Below are 19015 nucleotides of genomic sequence, written 5' to 3'. Positions count from 1 at the left end.
TGTTTATGTATTTCAGCCAATCCGCCCATGACCTTATCTTTACATGTCTGGAAGTGATTCATCGCATGCGAAACGCCAGAAATTTTTTCTATATACTTTTATTATAATATAGAATTTCCAGAAAAAACGGGAAAGGTGTCGAATGGATAACGCTTATCCAGAAAAATTACTTTGCAGGAAAAATAAACCGCCATTTTCAATCTGAATGTGAATTTTCGGCTGATATAAGGCTTTCAGCGCTTGTTTTTCCAAATGGTATTCCTCAGGTTTTTCTTCTGTCTGCTCATAAAACTGATCGAGAAGCCTGAGGTCCTTTTTCCATCTGGCGATCGCGCTGTCAGCCCAGTCTGACGGCTCTTTGGCGGCAGCGTCTTTTAAGTAATGCTCCATCCTTTTAATCCCGCTTTCCGGCTTAATCATCGGCGATATGGTAAAGCAATAGTCTGATATTTGCGAGGTCAGCGGAAGCGGTGCAAGCTTCTGCTGAAACCCTTCTATAATTGTTCCAGAAACAAGATGCAGGCCTAAAGACAAAAGTCTGTCTTTTTTCATGTCGGATTGGTATGAAATCACTACATTTAATCCAAGCCAGGGCTGAAGCGGCACTCTGGCTCCGGCTGATACAATTTTCTCATATATTCTTGTAAATCTCCCATTTTGTTTAACTGCTTGAAAGATTTGAAAGAGGCGCGGGGCTCCAAAGTAAATAAACTCGCCGTCCATATCCTCCGGAGCCGTTTCTTTATCAGTGATGAACGTAATCTTCATCGGGTTCGGTTCGCCGCCCGTTTTTTCACGCCAATGCCAATAAAACGGGCGGTTCATAATTTGTTTGTCCATCTCGACCGTCAACTGAACCGTCATAAAACCCGGCCCGTGTTCTGTAATCGGGCAGTGGTTCGCTTCAAAAAAGCGCAGTAAAAATTGGTGAACCTCCTGCTGTCTCATGTCGCGCTTCCTCCTTTTTAAGAGCCTTTTTTTGTGGCGGGCTTTTCCGTACTGTACGACAGAAAAGAGGTGAGATTGTCCATTTTGATTCTCATTTCCTCCTCTGTCAGCGAATGGCATAAAATATCATGCAAATGGTCTTCAAAATTGCTCACTTTGATTTTTGTTAAAATGTCATCTAATTCTCCGACGACATTTTCAAATAAATGAATTTTGTCATACAGAAGTTTTAAGATATGCTCTTCCACCGTATGTTTTGTCGCCATATTGTAGATATGGACATCTCTTTCCTGACCGAGTCTGTGAATCCTTCCGATTCTTTGTTCAAGCCGCATCGGGTTCCACGGGAGGTCATAATTGATAATATGGTTGCAGAATTGCAGGTTGATCCCTTCGCCTCCTGCTTCTGTAGCAATCAGCACCTGCACTTTGCCGCGGAAGAGATCCTTCATCCAGTCTTTTTTTCCGCGTTTAAATCCGCCTCTGAACGGAACGGAGCTTATGCCGTTCTGCTGAAGGAACCATTGCAGGTAAATCTGTGTCGCCCTGTATTCAGTAAAAATAATGACTTTGTCATTAATCTTTTGGATCAAGTCAACAACTTGAATCGCTTTTGAGTTTTGCGTGACTTGATTGATGCGGTCCATTAAATTAGCGATCGTCTGTTCATCGAATGCGGGCGCTTGTTTGTCTTTTTGGTCAAGCATTTTTTTGAGCGTCATATACACGGCTTCCCTGCTTGAACAGCACTCTCTTTGCAGCGTCATAATGGAAAATGCGCTTGCGGGCTTTTCCGTGCCGTTTTTCAGTGCGGCAATGTCATCGTAAAGCGCCTGTTCCGTCGGTGAAAAGGTGATCGGCACTGTTTCCACGTGGCGCTTCGTCCATGTAAGGCCGGTGTCGCTCCGCGTGTTGCGGATCATCACCTTATTGACGAGTTCTTTCAAATGCTCATGAGCGTCAATCCCGTCCTTCTGATTGAAGGTTTCTTGAAATCCGCTTTCGTTTCCTAAATGGCCGGGCTTTAACAGTGACACTAAATTGAAGATTTCTTCGATCCGGTTTTGAATCGGCGTCGCCGTCAGAAGCAGGCAGTATTTCTTCACAAGACTTCTCGCAAATTCATAATTTTTCGTTTTGCTGTTTTTGAGCTTGTGCGCCTCGTCAATAATGACGAGATCATACGGAATAGAAAGGACAATGTCTTTGTGAGGGGAGCGTTTGGCCGTATCAATAGAAGAAACGACGATATCGCACTGTTCCCACACATAGCTTTTCTTCTGTTCAACAGCGGGTATTAAAAACTTCTCCTGAAGCTCTTTCACCCACTGGGAAACGAGTGATGCCGGCACAAGAATCAGGATTTTTTTGGCCAGCCCGCGAATCATATATTCTTTTAAAATCAGGCCTGCTTCCACCGTTTTTCCGAGCCCCACTTCATCAGCCAAAATCGCCTTGCCGTTCATTTTTTCAACGACTTTCTGCGCGACCTCAAGCTGATGGGGAAGCGGAGTGAAATCGGGAAGGTACAAAGGAGCCCTCAACCCTTCGAATTCAGGAATGGCAAGGGTCTGCTGGACTTCAGCCGACAGTTTGTACATCTCCCAATTTGACCAGGGACCGTCCGTTTTCAGCCGCTCAGAAAACTCTCCCGGCCAGTTTGCATCAAATATGATCTCTGCTGTCATATGTAACAAAACCGCCTTTCTTTTAAAAAACTGATTTATCATAATTTTTGTTGCCGGACGTAAATGAGGGTGGTAGGATATAAGTAATGATTTCACTAAAAGATATTGCTTTAGTATGTCCATAAAATTGGTAAATATGAGCGAATGACAGCAAGGGGAGAGACTCGGACGAAAGATGGGCGTCCGGGCGCCGAAGGAGCAAACTGCGGAGTGAATCTCTCAGGCAAAAGAACTCTTGCTCGACGCAACTCTGGAGAGTGTCTGCACTTAGAAGAAGCAGGCCACCAAAGGGGACGTCTTTATGATATGTTCATAAAGTAAACTTTCAGGTGCCGGGACAGAGAAACCTTCATTTTCATGAGGTGTTTCTCTGTCCTTTTTTATATGTTTTTACAATGCGCCAATGACTGAAGGGGGAAGATGATGCTGAAACGAACACCGCTTTATGACGTGTATAAAGAATACGGCGGAAAAACGATTGATTTTGGAGGATGGGAGCTGCCGGTTCAATTTTCTTCTATTAAAGAGGAGCATGAAGCCGTCCGCACAAAAGCGGGACTGTTTGATGTGTCTCATATGGGGGAAGTTGAAGTATCCGGTAAAGACGCCCTGTCTTTTCTGCAAAAAATGATGACAAATGACGTTGCCGATTTAAAGCCGGGAAACGCGCTTTATACCGCCATGTGTTATCCTGACGGCGGTACGGTTGATGATTTGCTGATCTATCAGAAAAGCGAGCGCTGCTATCTGCTCGTGATAAACGCGTCTAATATTGAAAAAGACATCGCCTGGCTGACGGAACATGCGGAAGGCGACGTCACGCTGACGAATCAGTCTGACGGGATTTCACTGCTTGCCGTTCAGGGGCCGAATGCTCAGACGGTTCTTGCGAAGCTGACTGAATGTGATTTGTCCTCCTTAAAGCCGTTTACATTTATTGACGAGGCGGACGTTGCCGGACGCCAAGTCCTGCTTTCAAGAACAGGCTATACCGGTGAAGACGGGTTTGAGTTATATTGCCGCAATGAAGATGCGGTTCATCTATTTAAGGAGATACTTGCAGCGGGAGAGCATGAAGGCCTCGTTCCGTGCGGCCTCGGCGCCCGTGATACGCTGAGATTTGAAGCGAAGCTTGCTTTATACGGTCAGGAATTGACGAAAGATATTACACCGATTGAAGCCGGAATCGGATTTGCCGTGAAACACAAGAAAGATTCCGATTTTTTCGGGAAATCTGTATTGCGTGAACAGAAAGAAAAAGGAGCCCCGCGAAAGCTGGTCGGACTTGAGATGATTGAAAAAGGGATTCCGAGACACGGGTACGCCGTGAAAAAAGACGGTGTTCCGATCGGGGAAGTCACGACAGGCACGCAATCTCCGACTTTAAAGAAAAATATCGGCCTTGCCTTAATCAAAACGGAATTCAGTGAAGTCGGAACGGAAGTAGAAGTGGAAATCCGTAAAAAAACGGTAAAAGCGAAGGTTGTCCGCACACCGTTTTATAAACGTCCAAAACAGAACTGAAAAAGGAGAGTCATATGAAGCATCGATATTTGCCCGCGACAGAACAGGATAAAAAAGAAATGCTGAAAGCCATCGGCGCAGAAACAATTGATGAACTGTTTGCCGATATTCCGGAAGATGTGAGGTTTCAAAAAGACTACCAAATTAAACAAGCAAAATCTGAAACGGAGCTGACGAGAGAGCTGACAAAGCTTGCGGCGAAAAATAAAGACGCTGTTACATATGCATCTTTTCTGGGCGCAGGAGTGTACGATCACTATCAGCCGGTTATCGTCGATCATGTGATTTCCCGATCAGAGTTTTACACGGCTTATACGCCTTACCAGCCTGAAATCTCACAAGGGGAGCTGCAGGCGATTTTTGAATTTCAAACGATGATCTGTGAATTAACGGGAATGGATATCGCAAACTCCTCTATGTACGACGGGGGAACGGCGCTTGCGGAAGCGGCGATGCTTGCATCGGGACATACGAAAAAGAAAAAAATCGTCATTTCCGCAGCCGTTCATCCGGAATCACGGGATGTTTTGAAAACATACGCAAAGGGCCAATATATTGAGGTTGTAGAGGTGCCCGCGAAAAACGGCGTCACAGATCTTGAAGCATTGGAACATGCCGTTTGTGATGAGACGGCCGCCGTGATCGTTCAGTATCCGAACTTCTTCGGACAAATCGAGCCGTTAAAGGGCATTGAGCCGCTCGCACATAAAGGAAACAGCCAGCTGATTGTTTCTTCAAACCCGCTCGCGCTCGGTATTTTGACACCGCCCGGGGCATACGGAGCTGATATTGTCGTCGGGGACGCGCAGCCTTTCGGCATACCTGCGGCATTCGGCGGCCCGCACTGCGGCTATTTTGCAGTAACGAAAAAACTGATGAGAAAGGTGCCGGGCCGGCTTGTCGGCCAAACGGAGGATGAAAACGGGCGAAGAGGTTTTGTTCTCACTCTTCAGGCGCGCGAGCAGCATATCAGAAGAGACAAAGCCACGTCTAACATTTGTTCAAATCAGGCGCTGAATGCTTTAGCGGCTTCAGTCGCAATGACGGCGCTCGGAAAAAACGGCGTCAAAGACATGGCCCGTCAAAATATATTGAAAGCTGATTACGCGAGACGCCAAGCGGAAAAAGCCGGCTTGCACGTAGCATTTGACGGCCCGATATTTAATGAATTTGCCGTCAGGCTGAATCTTCCCGTCAAGGAAGCAAACCGGCGGCTCCTGCAAGACGGCATCATCGGCGGATATGACTTAGGTCTTGCGTATCCGGAACTGAATCAGCATATGCTGATTGCCGTCACAGAGCTGAGAACGAAAGAAGAGATCGATTCGCTTATTGCGGGATTGGGGGATCAACATGAATAATCAAGATCAGGCGCTTATTTTTGAAATGTCCCGCGAAGGGCGTGTCGGTTACAGCCTTCCGGAGCTTGATGTGCCGGAAACAGAGCTTGAAAGCCTTCTTCCCGGTGACTATATCCGCGATGAAGACGCAAAGCTGCCGGAAGTATCAGAGCTTGATATTATGCGGCATTATACCGCTCTTTCTAAGAGAAACCACGGAGTTGATTCAGGCTTTTATCCGCTCGGCTCCTGTACGATGAAATACAATCCGAAATTAAATGAAAAAATTGCCCGGTTCGCAGGTTTTTCCGCTATTCATCCGCTTCAGGACGAGGACACAGTTCAGGGGGCGCTTGAGCTTTTATACGATTTAAGCGGACACTTGGAGGAGATTACGGGCATGGACGAGGTGACGCTGCAGCCTGCGGCGGGCGCTCACGGCGAATGGACCGGCCTGATGATGATCCGCGCCTATCACGAAGCGCGGGGAGACTTCGGACGGACGAAGGTGATTGTCCCTGATTCAGCCCACGGTACGAATCCGGCATCCGCCACGGTCGCCGGTTTTGAAACGATTACCGTTAAGTCAAATGAGCACGGGCTGGTTGACATTGAAGATTTGAAAAGAGCGGTAAACGAAGAAACAGCGGCGCTGATGCTGACGAATCCGAACACCCTCGGGTTGTTTGAAGAAAACATTACGGAAATGGCTGACATCGTCCATCAGGCCGGCGGAAAGCTTTATTATGACGGAGCGAATTTAAATGCCGTTTTAAGTAAAGCAAGACCGGGAGATATGGGATTTGACGTCGTTCACCTTAATCTGCATAAAACATTTACCGGGCCGCACGGCGGGGGAGGACCGGGCTCAGGGCCGGTCGGAGTGAAAAAAGAATTCATTCCGTATCTGCCGAAACCCGTTCTTACGAAAAAAGAGGGCCGTTTGACTTTTGACTATGACCGGCCGCAGTCGATCGGGCGCGTAAAACCTTATTACGGCAACTTCGGCATTAATGTCAGAGCCTACACGTATATCCGTTCCATGGGGCCTGACGGCTTAAAAGCTGTGACCGAAAACGCGGTTTTAAATGCAAATTATATGATGAGAAGACTCGCGCCTTATTATGATCTCCCGTTTGACCGTCATTGCAAGCATGAATTTGTGTTATCGGGAAGAAGGCAGAAAAAGCTCGGCGTAAGAACGCTTGATATTGCCAAACGGCTTTTGGATTTCGGCTATCATCCGCCGACTGTGTATTTTCCTCTCAATGTTGAAGAAAGCATCATGATCGAACCGACGGAAACGGAATCGAAGGAAACGCTTGATGCGTTTATAGATGCCATGATTCAAATTGCGCGGGAAGCGGAGGAATCGCCTGAAATCGTTCAGGAGGCGCCGCATACAACAGTTGTCAAAAGAATGGATGAAACCAAGGCGGCAAGAAAGCCGGTTTTAAAATACGAACGTACACCTGACGTCAGCCGCTGACACGGTATAAAAAAAGAGCTTCCGTATAAAACGGACAGCTCTTTTTTCATGATTAGTTTTTTGCTTTAATTTTTCCGCCCCATTTTTTAAATCCGCCTTTCAGGTTGTAAATATCTTTGCAGCCGTGTTTGCGGAGCGTCTGTGCCGCGCGTCCGCTGCGGACATTGTTTTGGCAGTACAGATAAACGGGTTTATCAGGACGGATTTCACTTTTGCGCTGTTTCAGCTGTGACAGCGGAATGTTGCGCGCGCCGAGAATATGGCCGCCTTCAAATTCATTCGGTTCACGGACGTCAATCAGCTGCGCTTTTCTGTAGCCCGCGCGGAATTCCTCTTCCGTAAGTGTTTTCATTAAACGCTGCTGGTAAAAATACGACACGATCATATAAACGATAAACGCCGCAACAATAATTAAAGCAATCATATTAGACAATGCAATTCTACTCCTTTAGCTTATAAAATCAAAACCCTGCTTCCTGAAAACAAGGCTTACCGGACGTTTTGGGACAAATACTATTATAGTAAAGCATGAAGCGATTGTCATCCTTAATGAAACGAAATATTTTTCATTTTCAAGGCAGTTTGCTAAACTGATTTTATTAAAACGATAAAGAAGGGTTCAGTATATGGAAAAAGAAACATGGCGGTTTATTGACTCAGGGAATGAAAGCCCGGCATTTAACATGGCGCTGGATGAAGCGCTTTTATATTGGCACAGCCAAAAGAAAATTCCTCCGGTGATCCGATTTTACGGCTGGAATCCGGCAACTTTGTCTGTCGGGTATTTTCAAAATATTAAGAAGGAAATTAACTTTGACGCAGTACATAAACACGGCCTCGGGTTTGTCAGAAGACCGACAGGCGGACGGGGTGTTCTGCATGATAAAGAATTGACATACAGCGTAATCGTTTCAGAGGATCACCCGGAAATGCCGGCCACGGTGACAGAGGCGTACCGGGTGATTTCAGAAGGTATTCTGCAGGGATTCAGAAACCTTGGACTTGATGCCTGCTTTGCGATTCCGCGAACGGAGAAAGAAAAAGAAAGCTTGAAAAATCCGCGCTCGTCCGTCTGCTTTGATGCGCCTTCGTGGTATGAACTGGTCGTCGAAGGACGGAAAGTTGCCGGAAGCGCACAGACACGCCAAAAAGGCGTCATTCTTCAGCACGGTTCCATCCTGCTTGACATTGATGAGGATAAACTGTTTGATCTGTTTTTATATCCGAGCGACAGAGTCCGTGAGCGCATGCAGCGGAATTTCAAAAACAAAGCGGTAGCCATCAACGCCTTAGCGCCGAAACGGGTAACGATGGATGAGGCCAGAATCGCTTTTAAAGCCGGTTTTGAGGAAGGGCTGAACATTCATCTTGAGCCTTACACACTCACGTCTGAAGAGCTTGCATTTGTCAATGAGCTGGCTGAGACGAAATACGCGTCTGATGAATGGAATTATAAGCGCTGATAAGGCTTGACAGACCGGAAGCATCCTTGTTTTTTCATGACCGTTAGTGTAAACTTGTAATGGTTTATAAAGTTAAGGTGCTTTTTGGGAGGGTTACTTATGACAACACCAAGTATGGAAGATTATATTGAACAGATTTATATGCTGATAGAAGAAAAAGGATATGCACGGGTTTCTGATATCGCGGAAGCTTTGGCAGTCCACCCCTCCTCTGTAACGAAAATGGTTCAAAAACTAGATAAAGACGAGTATTTGATTTATGAAAAATATCGCGGGCTCGTATTGACGTCAAAAGGCAAAAAGATCGGCAAACGGCTCGTATACAGACACGAATTGCTTGAGCAGTTTTTAAGAATCATTGGTGTTGATGAAGAGAAGATTTACAATGATGTTGAAGGAATCGAACATCATCTGAGCTGGAACAGCATTGACCGCATCGGCGACCTCGTTCAGTATTTTGAAGATGACGAAAGCCGGAAAAAAGAATTGAAATCCGTACAGAAAAAAACCGAAAATCCCGGTGAATAAAGGGCAGCCCGAAATGGGGCGCCCTTTTTTTAATGTCTTCATTCTTTGGTCTATTTCGCCCAGCCGTTTCTTAAAATAATAATACACCTTGAGATGGAAGGGAGAGGGCGCGCTATGCAGATTGACGGCGTATTTTCGGGAGGGGGGATAAAAGGGGTGGCGCTTGCCGGCGCTTATGAAGCGCTGGAAGAAAAGGGCTTTCGCTTTGAAAGGCTCGCCGGAACAAGCGCCGGCGCGATTATTGCCGCATTTATCGCTGCGGGCTATACGAGCAGAGAGGTTCATTCCATCATAGATGAGGTGGACGGAAGGCAATTGCTTGATCAGAGATGCTCATTCCTCCCGCTGAAAATCCTGCAGTGGGTGTCGATATATTGGCGCCTCGGACTATACAGAGGCGATATGCTGGAAAAATGGATTGCGGATAAATTAAAAGCGAAGGGCATCATCGCGTTCGGCGATTTGAAAAAAGGCTCGCTCCGTCTCATCGCTTCAGATCTGACGAACGGAACGATGATCGTGCTTCCTGACGATCTTCCCCGCTACGGATTAAATCCGGAGATGTTCCCGGTTGCCAGAGCCGTCAGAATGAGCTGCAGCATTCCTTATTTTTTTGAACCGATAAAACTGAAGACCGAAAAAGGCACCTCAACGGTCGTTGACGGCGGTGTGTTAAGCAATTTCCCGATTTGGCTGTATTCAAAAGAACGCAAACGGCCGGTCATCGGAATTTCGCTTTCGCCCAACGAAAAAGAGCGCCCGAAAAAATCAATCCGCAACGCTTTTGAGCTGTTCGGGGCTTTGTTTGAAACGATGAAAGACGCTCATGATGCCAGGCATATCGCGACAAAGTACGAACAGAATATTATTTTTATTCCGGTGGAACATGTGATGGCGACGGAGTTTCATCTCACACCGCAAAAAAAACTAGCTCTCATTGAGCTAGGAAAAAGCAGAACAGAGCAATTTTTGAAGCAATGGAGCTATTAAAAAAGCGCTCTGTTTTTCTTTTTATTCTTTTTGCCTTCTATGACGGTAAGCTGGGTCTGGCTTTTTTTCTTAAGAATCATCGGCTTCGGTCTGCTACTGCTCGGCACGCTCCGCAAATGGCTGACCCGGCCTCTGTGTCCGGCGCGGTGCTTCGCTTTTTGCTCCTTCATTCGGAGCCGCGATTGTCTGGCCGCTTTTCTGAAAGCGGTTCCGTCACGGCCGGTGCGGCGGTTCAGGACCGTCCTCACGATAAAATAAATAATAACGCCTGCGATAATAACGGTGATCGCTCTTGAAATCATCTGCCCGGGGTTGGTTACCGCCGCATAAATGAAACCGAATGCGCCAAGCGCTATCAATACAGCAAAAAAAGGTTGTACACGATGATTCATAACTGCCCACCTCCAAAATAATAACGGTAACGGCTCAGATTACGTTGTGAGACGGCTTTTCGCTCTGTTCTGAAATGTCTTCCAGTCTGAGAAGCTCGTTAAAGCTTTCTATGGCAACCTCGACCTGATCATCCGCCGGTTCCTTTGTCGTTAAAAGCTGCAGCCACAGGCCGGGATAACCGAGCACTTTCAAAACGGGGATATTCCGCACTCTGTTCGTCAGCTGGAGCACTTCAAAGGAGATGCCGAGAACGACCGGTATAAGCGCAATCCTGTCTAAAATCCGCACCCAAAGCGGATCTGTCGGAACAAGTAAATAGACGAACATGCCGACAATGATCGTAAATAAAATAAAGCTTGAACCGCAACGGTAATGAAGCCGTGACTGTTTCTGAACATTTTCTATTGTAATTGGCAAATTCTGTTCATAACAGTTTATGACCTTATGTTCGGCTCCATGATATTGAAACACTCTTTTAATTAACGGCGTCATTGATAAAAAATAAATGTAGCCGAGAAGCAGAATCAGCTTAAACAGACTTTCGATTCCGATCTGCGCGGCGTCTGAGGAAAATACGGGCCTTACAAGCTCCGCTAAGAAGACCGGGACGAGCGTAAAAACGAATTTGCTGAACAAAAACGACAGAACGCCGATCACCGCCAGGCTGAAAAACATCGATAAGCCGGAACCCTTCTTATCTTCCTGCTCCAGCTTGGCGTCATCCTGAGGATCAAGCCCGTAACGTTCGCTGGAAAAGTTTAAATGCTTTGTGCCGTTGGCGCTCGCCTCAATGATGGCGACGATTCCCCGCAAAAAAGGAATCTTTTTTAAAGCCGAAAGCTTGGCGTTCGGCACTCTCGGAAGCTTGAAAAAATCAATGCTTCCGTCATTCCTGCGGATGGCGGTAACATAATTTTTTCTGCCGCCGAACATTACCCCTTCAACGACAGCCTGCCCGCCGTATGCAGGGGGCGTTTTTTGTTTGGACATTGTTTATCAACCTGCCTGTTTTCTTAGGATTTACTAACCATTTCCTTTCACTCTATTGTACAGGAAACCGCGGTAAACCTCTAGTTAGACAGCCGGAAAATCAATGCTTTTTCTACATGCAGTATACCCCGTTTCTTTAGATTTTACTCATTGAATGAAAATATGGCGCAGCTTTTTATGACTTTTTAATTTTTGGGCAGTCTATGACTGGAGGTGCCATGATGACAAGCGAAAAACATTCAGAACAGGAAGAAAAAAAGAAGCAGGATGATGATCAGCAGCCTGTTTCATTTACCGGCAGAATTTGCGGTATCGGATTTGCCGGCGGTGTATTTTGGAGTTTGATCGGCTATCTCGGGTATGTCTTTCATTTTTCAGAGATCAGCCCCAACATGATTCTTCAGCCGTTTATGATCGGAGAATGGAAAAAACAATGGCTAGGCACGATGGTCAGCATCGTTGTCATCGGATTCATTTCAATTGCCGGGGCGTTTATTTATTTCGTCTGCCTGAAGCGTTTTAAAACCATGTGGCCGGGGATGGTGTACGGCGTCATTTTATGGTGTGCGGTTTTTTTCTTATTCAATCCGATTTTCGAAGATGTGAAATCCGTCACTGAATTGAAATCAGATACAATCGTGACGACGCTTTGCCTTTACATTCTGTACGGTTTGTTTGTCGGCTACTCAATTTCCTTCAACTACAATGAACTTACGTCAGACAAGCTTGCAAGGGCGCTCGGCAACAAGTGAATAAGTGTATAATCCCTATCCGGTATGGTAAAATGTTCACGAGAAGTGAACATTTTTTATGCTGAAAACCGGGCGGGGATGCTCCCGCGTTGTCAGGCGGCAGTCAAGAATCGGCGAGGAGGAGAAAGGGAATGAAACTGGAGAAATTGCGAAATCTTTTCGGTCAGCTGGATATAGACGGAATGTTGGTGACAAGCTCCGCCAATCTGCAGTATATGACGGGATTTACGGGTTCGTCAGGCCTTGCGGTCATATCGAAAGAACGTGCGGCATTTATCACGGATTTCCGTTACACCGAGCAGGCGAAGACGCAAGTGAAGGGTTTTGACATTATCGAGCACGGCGGTAGCTTAATCCAAACGGCTGCGGATACGATTCTTGAGTACGGCGTTAAAAAACTCGGCTTCGAGCAAAACAGCATGACGTACGGAACATATGCATCCTACCAAGCGGTGCTGCAGGAAGCGGAGATGGTTCCCGTCGCGGATTCCGTTGAAAAGTTGCGCTTGATTAAGTCAAGTGAAGAGATTAAGATATTAGAGGAAGCTGCGAAGATTGCGGATGATGCGTTTGAACATATTCTGACGTTTATCAAACCGGGCATCTCAGAGATTTCAGTTGCAAACGAGCTCGAATTTTATATGAGACGTCAAGGAGCAGACGGCTCTTCCTTTGATATGATCGTCGCCTCGGGAGTCAGATCCAGCCTTCCCCACGGAGTGGCAAGCGGCAAATTGATTGAAAAGGGAGACTTGGTCACGCTTGATTTCGGCGCTTATTATAAAGGCTATTGTTCTGATATCACACGCACCGTCGCGGTCGGAGAGCCAAGTGATAAACTGAAAGAGATTTATCAGGTCGTATACGATGCCCAAGCGCTTGGTGTCCTGCATATAAAACCCGGCATGACGGGAAAAGAAGCGGATGCCCTGACGAGGGATCATATCACCGCAAAAGGCTACGGACAGTATTTCGGCCATTCGACAGGACACGGGTTCGGAATGGAAGTCCATGAATCACCGGGGCTGTCTTTCAGGTCATCGGCCGTTCTTGAGCCGGGCATGGCGGTAACGGTTGAGCCGGGCATATACATACCGGATGTTGGGGGCGCAAGAATCGAAGATGATATCCTCATCACTGAGGACGGCAACCGGACAATTACGCATTCCCCTAAAGAATTAATTATTTTGTGATCGGAATATAGGAGGACATCAAACATGATTTCAGTTAACGATTTTCGTACAGGACTAACGATTGAAGTAGACGGCGGCATTTGGCGCGTCGTTGACTTTCAGCACGTAAAACCGGGAAAAGGAGCGGCATTTGTCCGTTCTAAATTGCGTAACCTGCGCACGGGCGCTATTCAGGAGAAAACATTCCGTGCAGGTGAAAAAGTCGCGAAAGCTCAAATCGAAACAAAAACGATGCAGTATCTTTATGCCAACGGCGATCAGCACGTGTTCATGGATACAAGCTCATATGAACAGCTTGAATTGAACGAAAACCAAATCGAAGAAGAATTGAAATACCTTCTGGAAAATATGTCTGTGCATATCATGATGTATCAGTCTGAAACGCTCGGTATTGAACTGCCGAACACAGTTGAACTGAAAGTTGTTGAAACAGAGCCGGGAATTAAAGGCGACACGGCGTCAGGCGGCACGAAACCTGCCAAAACGGAAACAGGCCTTGTCGTAAACGTACCGTTCTTCGTGAACGAAGGCGATACGCTGGTTGTAAATACATCAGACGGTTCTTACGTGTCAAGAGCGTAGTTAAAGAAATTCGGAGTCTGCTCCTTTTACGGGGCAGGCTTTTTTTGCGTTCTGCCTCAGAATCTTTCTTCTATATGAAAATAGTGAGACTACTTCCGTCAGCTAGAGCATATAGTGTAACAAAATGCTTGAAGTTGGGGGATTGCAATGAAAATTTTGTTCGGTTCAATCAATTCTACTGTTTTAACGATGGCCGGTTTACGAGTTTTGTCCTCGCTCATTGAATTATCGGCCGCTATTATCATGCTTTTGACAAACGACATCAGAAAAGCGGTTGTGGTGAATAGTATTTTGGCAATCGTCGGCCCTCTGATCTTTATCATCACAATGACGATCGGCATTTATCAGATTGCCGGACAGCTCTCATATGCAAAATTAATATTGATTTTTGCGGGGGTGGTGCTGATTTTGGCCGGTGTGCATAAATAGAGGGCCAGGGTGTCATAAAGTCTGTCCCGGATCATACATTTTAAAGAAGCCAATCGGTAAAAAGGAGGAGACTCTATTGAATGAAATTACAGAGGTTCTCCCTGAATTATTGAGAGATGCCATCTCCGCCGTGCCCGAAGAAGTAAGGCGGGATACAGAAGAAATCAGAATCCGGGTCGACAGGCCGGTTGAACTGATCCAAAAAGGACAACCTTTGTATTTGTCATATGTGTGTACGGCCGGCGACGCACAGCTGATCCTCAGCCGGCTCAGCAACTACAGTATGTACACGCTTGAAGAAGAGCTGAAAAAAGGATACATCACAATCAGAGGAGGCCACCGTGTGGGGCTGGCCGGAAGAGTCATCGTCGAAAACGGAGCCGTCAAAGGACTCCGGGATATTACATCTTTTAATATCCGAATCGCCCGGGAGAAGCTGGGGATCGCAGAACCGCTCATTCCTTTCTTATGGAAAGAAAACTGGCTGAACACGCTGATCATCGGTCCTCCGCAAACGGGGAAAACGACCTTGCTTCGTGATTTGGCCCGGCTTTCCAGCACCGGATCAACACGCATCCCGGCAAAAAAGACAGGTATCGTAGATGAACGGTCGGAAATTGCCGGCTGCCTGCGGGGCATTCCCCAGCACAGTTTCGGCCGCAGAGTCGATGTCCTTGATGCCTGTCCGAAGGCGGAAGGGCTGATGATGATGATCCGCTCTATGAGTCCTGATGTCATAATTGTGGATGAGATCGGCAGAATGGAAGACTCACAAGCGCTGCTGGAGGCGCTCCATGCGGGCGTATCCGTTATCGTCTCTGCGCACGGATGGAATATGAAAGACTTGGTCAAGAGGCCGTCGCTGAAAATGCTGTGGGAGGAAAACGTGTTTGACCGGTATGTGGAGCTGTCAAGACGCCGCGGTCCGGGAACGATCAGCAGGATTTACGGAAAGGACGGGAAACCTGTTCCGCATGCTGAAAGCGTGATGTCATGCTGAAGCTTTTAGGTGCCGTGTTCATTCTGACAGCGACGACATGGACGGGATTTGAGATCGCCAAAATGTATATTGAAAGGCCGAGGCAGATCCGTCAGCTGCGCGCGGCGCTCCAATCGCTAGAAGCGGAAATCATGTTCGGGCATACGCCGCTGCACATAGCTTCGGGACAAATTGCCGCACAGCTTTCCGAACCTGTATCGTTATTGTTTCTAGCTTTCAGCAGAAGGCTTGAGCAGGGAAGCGATTCCGCCAAAACGGCTTGGGAACAGAGCTTGAAACATAACTGGTCTTCCATGGCGATGAAAAAAAGCGAATACGATGTGCTGAAGCAATTCGGAGAGACGCTCGGGCTCCATGACCGTGTTTCTCAGCAGAAACATATCAAGCTTGCGCTTACACATTTGGAAGCGGCGGAAGCGGATGCCGGACGGGCGCAGGCGAAAAATGAAAAAATGGTGAAAAGCTTAGGATTTTTAGCCGGACTGTTACTCATTCTTCTATTGATGTAAACATGAGGGGAGCAAACATAAAATGGGAGTCGACGTAAATGTCATTTTTCAAATCGCCGGAGTCGGTATCGTGGTTGCGTTTCTGCACACCATACTTGACCAAATGGGAAAAAAAGAATACGCCCAATGGGTGACGCTGCTTGGCTTTATCTATATTTTATTTATGGTGGCGACGATTGTCGATGACCTGTTCAAAAAGATCAAAGCTGTGTTTCTATTCCAAGGATAGGGGGGCTTACAGATTGAGATTGTTCAAATTGTAGGTTTAGGCCTGATCGCCACATTTCTCTCCCTGATCGTGAAAGAACAGAAACCGACTTTCGCGTTTATGATTGTCGTCTTCAGCGGCTGCGTGATCTTTCTCTATCTCATCGATCAGATTTACGACATTATCAGAATGATAGAAAAAATAGCCGTCAATGCAAATGTCAATATGGTCTATGTGGAAACCATTTTAAAAATTATCGGCATCGCCTACATCGCTGAATTCGGTGCGCAGCTGACAAAGGATGCGGGCCAGGGAGCGATTGCTTCGAAAATAGAGCTGGCCGGAAAAATTTTGATACTGGTAATGGCCGTGCCGATACTCACCGTCATTATTGAAACGATTCTCGGACTTATTCCTTCTTGATCATCAATAAAATGGAAAGGGGGGCACAAAAAATGAAGCGCTTTCGGTGGGCGGGGGCTTTTTTGTTCATCCTCTTATTTTTTCAGACTGAATGTGTACAAGCTGCCGGAACAGACGGTGCGTCGCAGGAAACCGCAGTTCACCAAGAATCCGCTGATGAAGTGGCGAAAAAGCAGGCTGAAGCGCTGAAAACAGAAGGCATCGGAAAGTTTTGGGACGACATCATGACAGAATACGGCGGTCTTCTGCCTGAAAGCCAAAAGGGAAGCATCATCGACTTTATTAACGGAGAAAAAACGTTCTCGCCGGAGGCATGGCTGAAGGCTTTATTTTCATACTTGTTTCATGAAGTGCTCGCAAACGGAAAGCTCCTGGGAACTTTGATTCTTCTCACCATTTTTTGTGTCATTCTGCAGCTTTTGCAAAATGCGTTCCAGCAGAGCACCGTCAGCAAAGTGGCTTATGCAATTGTCTACATGGTGCTGATTATTCTCGCTTTAAACAGCTTTCATGTTGCCGTCAATTATGCCAGTGAAGCGATCCAGACGATGACAAGTTTCATTCTCGCGCTCATCCCGCTTTTACTCGCGCTTTTGGCGTCTTCCGGGGGAGCCGTCTCCGCAGCTTTTTTTCACCCCGTTATTTTATTTCTGATGAATACGAGCGGCCTTCTCATTCAAAACATTGTCATGCCGCTTATCTTCCTGTCAGCGATTTTAAGCATCGTCAGCACGATGACGGATCAATATAAAGTCACGCAGCTTGCCAATCTGCTCAGAAATATCGCGATCGGCGCGCTTGCCGTATTTCTCACCGTGTTTCTCGGCGTCATCTCCGTACAGGGGGCTTCGGCTGCCGTGACGGACGGGATTACCCTCAGGACTGCAAAATTTATCACAGGCAATTTTATTCCCGTGCTCGGCCGGATGTTTACGGATGCGACGGATACGGTCATCAGCGCCTCGCTCCTATTAAAAAACACCGTAGGAATCCTAGGAGTCGGAATTTTGATCTGCATCTCCGCGTTTCCGGCGATTAAAGTGCTCTCGCTCGCTTTTATTTATAAGCTCGCGGCCGCTATTCTGCAGCCGCTCGGAGGCGGGCCCGTCATTACGTGCCTCGGCGTCATCAGCAGAAGCGTGCTGTATATTTTCGCGGCGCTCGCCATCGTCTCTCTCATGTTTTTCCTCAGTATTACAGTCATTATTACAGCAGGCAACCTCACCATGATGATGAAATAAAGGAGGCCCATTGGATATGAGCTTTTTAACAGAATGGCTGACAAGCATTATTTTATTTATCTTATTCGCCATCGTCATCGACATGCTGCTGCCAAGCTCCAGTATGCAAAAATACGCCAAGATGGTTGTCAGCCTGCTGTTAATCATTGTCATGCTCAACCCGATCTTCAAACTTTTCAAAACAGACCCGGAAATCATCTTCGATTATTTGACAAAACAAGAGCAATCTCAATCCGCTGATATAAAAAATCAAATCAAATCAGAAAAAAAAGAAATACAAGCATCAAACCGCGCATATGTTTTAGAAGAAATGGCTGTCCAACTAAAAAAGAAAGCGGAGGAGATGTTCAGTCATGACGAATACAAAATAGACGACATCCGCCTTACAGCGGAAGAACAGGTTCGTTCAGAAGAAGATGTAAGAACGATCAGCGTGTATATGGCCCCATCTTCTGAAAAAACCGTGCAAACCGTCGCACCGATCGACATCCGCACAGACCGCAAATACGAACCGGAAGGCGCAGCCGACAAAAAAGAGGCCGCAGACATCAAAGAAAAACTTGCGGATATATGGGAAATCGGCAGTGAGAAAATTACGGTTTATATGGAAGGCGGGGAGAAAAACGGCCATGAATAAAAACGGACTATGGACCATACTCAAAAAACAGCTGATGATCGGACAGGCGAAAGACGGAGAAAAACCAAAACTGACAAAATATCATTACTTTCTGTTCGTGTTTGTGCTCGGGGTATCTTTTATGCTGGTGAGCCAGCTGTTCTCTTCACCGGAGAAAACCGGGAAGGACCAAGCGGCGCAGACCGTCATGTCCGGCCGAACGGAAGACAAAAGCGGGCAAAAAAGCGCACCCGTTTTTAAGGCATCGAAAGACAGCAGCGCCAAAAACACGATCGATGATTATGAAAGAGACTATGAAAACCAGCTGAAAGAAATCCTTGAAACGATTATCGGCGTGGAGGATGTATCAATTGTCGTGAACGTAGACGCAACATCTTTGAAAGTGTTTGAGAAAAATAAAACGAAAAAAGACACCACCACCGAAGAAACCGATAAAGAAGGCGGCAAAAGAAGCGTAACCGATCAAACCTCAGAGGAGCAAATTGTCATGATTCGAAACGGGGATAAGGAAACCCCGGTCGTCGTCCAGACGAAAAAGCCCGATATTCGCGGTGTACTCGTTGTCGCTCAGGGAGTGGACAACGTTCAAATAAAAAAAACCATCATTGATGCCGTCACAAGGGTGCTTGATGTTCCGAGCTACCGTGTAGCGGTTGCCCCTAAAAAAATCAAGGAGGATTCATAAATC

22 protein-coding genes and 1 riboswitch are annotated in these 19015 nt (G+C 46.7%); of the genes, 17 read left to right on the top strand and 5 right to left on the bottom strand.

The features are described 5' to 3' along the window. Window positions 1–153: 153 nt before the first annotated feature. Together OWN49_RS10515 and OWN49_RS10510 are read right to left on the bottom strand one after the other, a co-directional pair. Window positions 154–948 carry a YqhG family protein gene (locus OWN49_RS10515; RefSeq protein WP_014305407.1) on the bottom strand — a complete coding sequence of 265 codons (795 nt, stop codon included), beginning with the start codon at window positions 946–948 and terminating at the stop codon, window positions 154–156. A 17-nt stretch (window positions 949–965) separates the two neighbouring features. Beyond that, window positions 966–2636 (bottom strand): DEAD/DEAH box helicase, encoded by a 1671-nt coding sequence (locus OWN49_RS10510; protein WP_060562612.1) that lies wholly within the window; start codon window positions 2634–2636, stop codon window positions 966–968. Window positions 2637–2780: 144 nt separating this feature from the next. Further along, window positions 2781–2881: riboswitch (glycine riboswitch) on the top strand. A gap of 178 nt (window positions 2882–3059) precedes the next feature. Here OWN49_RS10510 and gcvT point away from each other — a divergent pair. From gcvT to gcvPB, 3 genes are read left to right on the top strand one after another with little or no spacing between them, the layout of a single operon-like run. Further along, window positions 3060–4160, top strand: coding sequence for a glycine cleavage system aminomethyltransferase GcvT (gene gcvT, locus OWN49_RS10505; RefSeq protein WP_176283424.1), 1101 nt, complete (start codon window positions 3060–3062; stop codon window positions 4158–4160). A 14-nt stretch (window positions 4161–4174) separates the two neighbouring features. After that, a complete protein-coding gene (gene gcvPA / locus OWN49_RS10500; protein WP_077722590.1) occupies window positions 4175–5521 on the top strand; it encodes an aminomethyl-transferring glycine dehydrogenase subunit GcvPA in 1347 nt (448 codons plus the stop codon). Then, window positions 5514–6989 carry an aminomethyl-transferring glycine dehydrogenase subunit GcvPB gene (gene gcvPB, locus OWN49_RS10495; RefSeq protein WP_070082106.1) on the top strand — a complete coding sequence of 492 codons (1476 nt, stop codon included), beginning with the start codon at window positions 5514–5516 and terminating at the stop codon, window positions 6987–6989. The genes gcvPA and gcvPB overlap by 8 nt, the downstream gene beginning before the upstream one ends. 52 nt (window positions 6990–7041) lie before the next feature. Here gcvPB and OWN49_RS10490 read toward each other — a convergent pair whose 3' ends face one another. Continuing rightward, window positions 7042–7422, bottom strand: a complete 381-nt coding sequence (locus OWN49_RS10490; protein ID WP_007408335.1) for a rhodanese-like domain-containing protein — start codon at window positions 7420–7422, stop codon at window positions 7042–7044. A gap of 193 nt (window positions 7423–7615) precedes the next feature. On the opposite strand from OWN49_RS10490, the gene OWN49_RS10485 reads away from it, so the two are divergent. From OWN49_RS10485 to OWN49_RS10475, 3 genes are all read left to right on the top strand, one after another. Continuing rightward, window positions 7616–8452, top strand: a complete 837-nt coding sequence (locus OWN49_RS10485) for a lipoate--protein ligase family protein (RefSeq protein WP_003153114.1) — start codon at window positions 7616–7618, stop codon at window positions 8450–8452. A gap of 99 nt (window positions 8453–8551) precedes the next feature. Further along, complete coding sequence (gene mntR / locus OWN49_RS10480) at window positions 8552–8980, top strand: transcriptional regulator MntR (protein ID WP_007408338.1); 429 nt, start codon at window positions 8552–8554, stop codon at window positions 8978–8980. Window positions 8981–9094: 114 nt separating this feature from the next. After that, window positions 9095–9970, top strand: a complete 876-nt coding sequence (locus tag OWN49_RS10475; RefSeq protein WP_015388011.1) for a patatin-like phospholipase family protein — start codon at window positions 9095–9097, stop codon at window positions 9968–9970. On the opposite strand, the gene OWN49_RS10470 is transcribed toward OWN49_RS10475, so the two are convergent. Next, on the bottom strand, window positions 9967–10362 hold the full coding sequence (locus OWN49_RS10470; protein ID WP_020956074.1) for an SA1362 family protein: 396 nt from the start codon (window positions 10360–10362) through the stop codon (window positions 9967–9969). The two genes, OWN49_RS10475 and OWN49_RS10470, sit on opposite strands and share 4 nt — an antisense overlap. Before the next feature lie 34 nt (window positions 10363–10396). After that, on the bottom strand, window positions 10397–11353 hold the full coding sequence (locus OWN49_RS10465) for a DUF1385 domain-containing protein (protein ID WP_003153120.1): 957 nt from the start codon (window positions 11351–11353) through the stop codon (window positions 10397–10399). Between the two features lie 221 nt (window positions 11354–11574). On the opposite strand from OWN49_RS10465, the gene OWN49_RS10460 reads away from it, so the two are divergent. From OWN49_RS10460 to spoIIIAG, 11 genes are all read left to right on the top strand, one after another. Further along, window positions 11575–12105, top strand: a complete 531-nt coding sequence (locus tag OWN49_RS10460) for a YqhR family membrane protein (protein ID WP_003153121.1) — start codon at window positions 11575–11577, stop codon at window positions 12103–12105. 131 nt (window positions 12106–12236) lie between these two features. After that, the gene (locus OWN49_RS10455) at window positions 12237–13298 is read left to right on the top strand and encodes a M24 family metallopeptidase (RefSeq protein ID WP_176283423.1); all 1062 of its coding nucleotides are present in this window, start codon (window positions 12237–12239) and stop codon (window positions 13296–13298) included. Between the two features lie 24 nt (window positions 13299–13322). Beyond that, window positions 13323–13880: an elongation factor P gene (efp, locus tag OWN49_RS10450; RefSeq protein WP_003153123.1), complete on the top strand. Its 558-nt coding sequence runs from the start codon at window positions 13323–13325 to the stop codon at window positions 13878–13880. Window positions 13881–14027: 147 nt separating this feature from the next. Further along, the gene (locus OWN49_RS10445) at window positions 14028–14309 is read left to right on the top strand and encodes a YqhV family protein (RefSeq protein ID WP_077722589.1); all 282 of its coding nucleotides are present in this window, start codon (window positions 14028–14030) and stop codon (window positions 14307–14309) included. A gap of 76 nt (window positions 14310–14385) precedes the next feature. Further along, window positions 14386–15309, top strand: coding sequence for a stage III sporulation protein AA (gene spoIIIAA, locus OWN49_RS10440; RefSeq protein ID WP_077722588.1), 924 nt, complete (start codon window positions 14386–14388; stop codon window positions 15307–15309). Then, window positions 15303–15818, top strand: coding sequence for a stage III sporulation protein SpoIIIAB (spoIIIAB, locus tag OWN49_RS10435; protein ID WP_071391624.1), 516 nt, complete (start codon window positions 15303–15305; stop codon window positions 15816–15818). Before spoIIIAA ends, spoIIIAB begins: the two co-directional genes overlap by 7 nt. A 22-nt stretch (window positions 15819–15840) precedes the next feature. Continuing rightward, complete coding sequence (gene spoIIIAC, locus OWN49_RS10430; protein ID WP_003153142.1) at window positions 15841–16047, top strand: stage III sporulation protein AC; 207 nt, start codon at window positions 15841–15843, stop codon at window positions 16045–16047. Window positions 16048–16059: 12 nt separating this feature from the next. After that, a complete protein-coding gene (spoIIIAD, locus tag OWN49_RS10425) occupies window positions 16060–16449 on the top strand; it encodes a stage III sporulation protein AD (RefSeq protein ID WP_071392571.1) in 390 nt (129 codons plus the stop codon). A gap of 32 nt (window positions 16450–16481) precedes the next feature. Then, window positions 16482–17690 carry a stage III sporulation protein AE gene (gene spoIIIAE / locus OWN49_RS10420; RefSeq protein WP_003153145.1) on the top strand — a complete coding sequence of 403 codons (1209 nt, stop codon included), beginning with the start codon at window positions 16482–16484 and terminating at the stop codon, window positions 17688–17690. A gap of 16 nt (window positions 17691–17706) precedes the next feature. Further along, complete coding sequence (spoIIIAF, locus tag OWN49_RS10415; protein WP_077722587.1) at window positions 17707–18327, top strand: stage III sporulation protein AF; 621 nt, start codon at window positions 17707–17709, stop codon at window positions 18325–18327. Next, window positions 18320–19012: a stage III sporulation protein AG gene (spoIIIAG, locus tag OWN49_RS10410; RefSeq protein ID WP_077722586.1), complete on the top strand. Its 693-nt coding sequence runs from the start codon at window positions 18320–18322 to the stop codon at window positions 19010–19012. Before spoIIIAF ends, spoIIIAG begins: the two co-directional genes overlap by 8 nt. Window positions 19013–19015 lie beyond the last annotated feature (3 nt).

The sequence above is a fragment of the Bacillus sp. NEAU-242-2 genome (assembly GCF_027853835.1).
GTDB lineage: Bacteria > Bacillota > Bacilli > Bacillales > Bacillaceae > Bacillus > Bacillus velezensis.
Note: the sequence above shows the minus strand (reverse complement) of the source record. Positions and strands in the feature narration are given on the sequence as shown.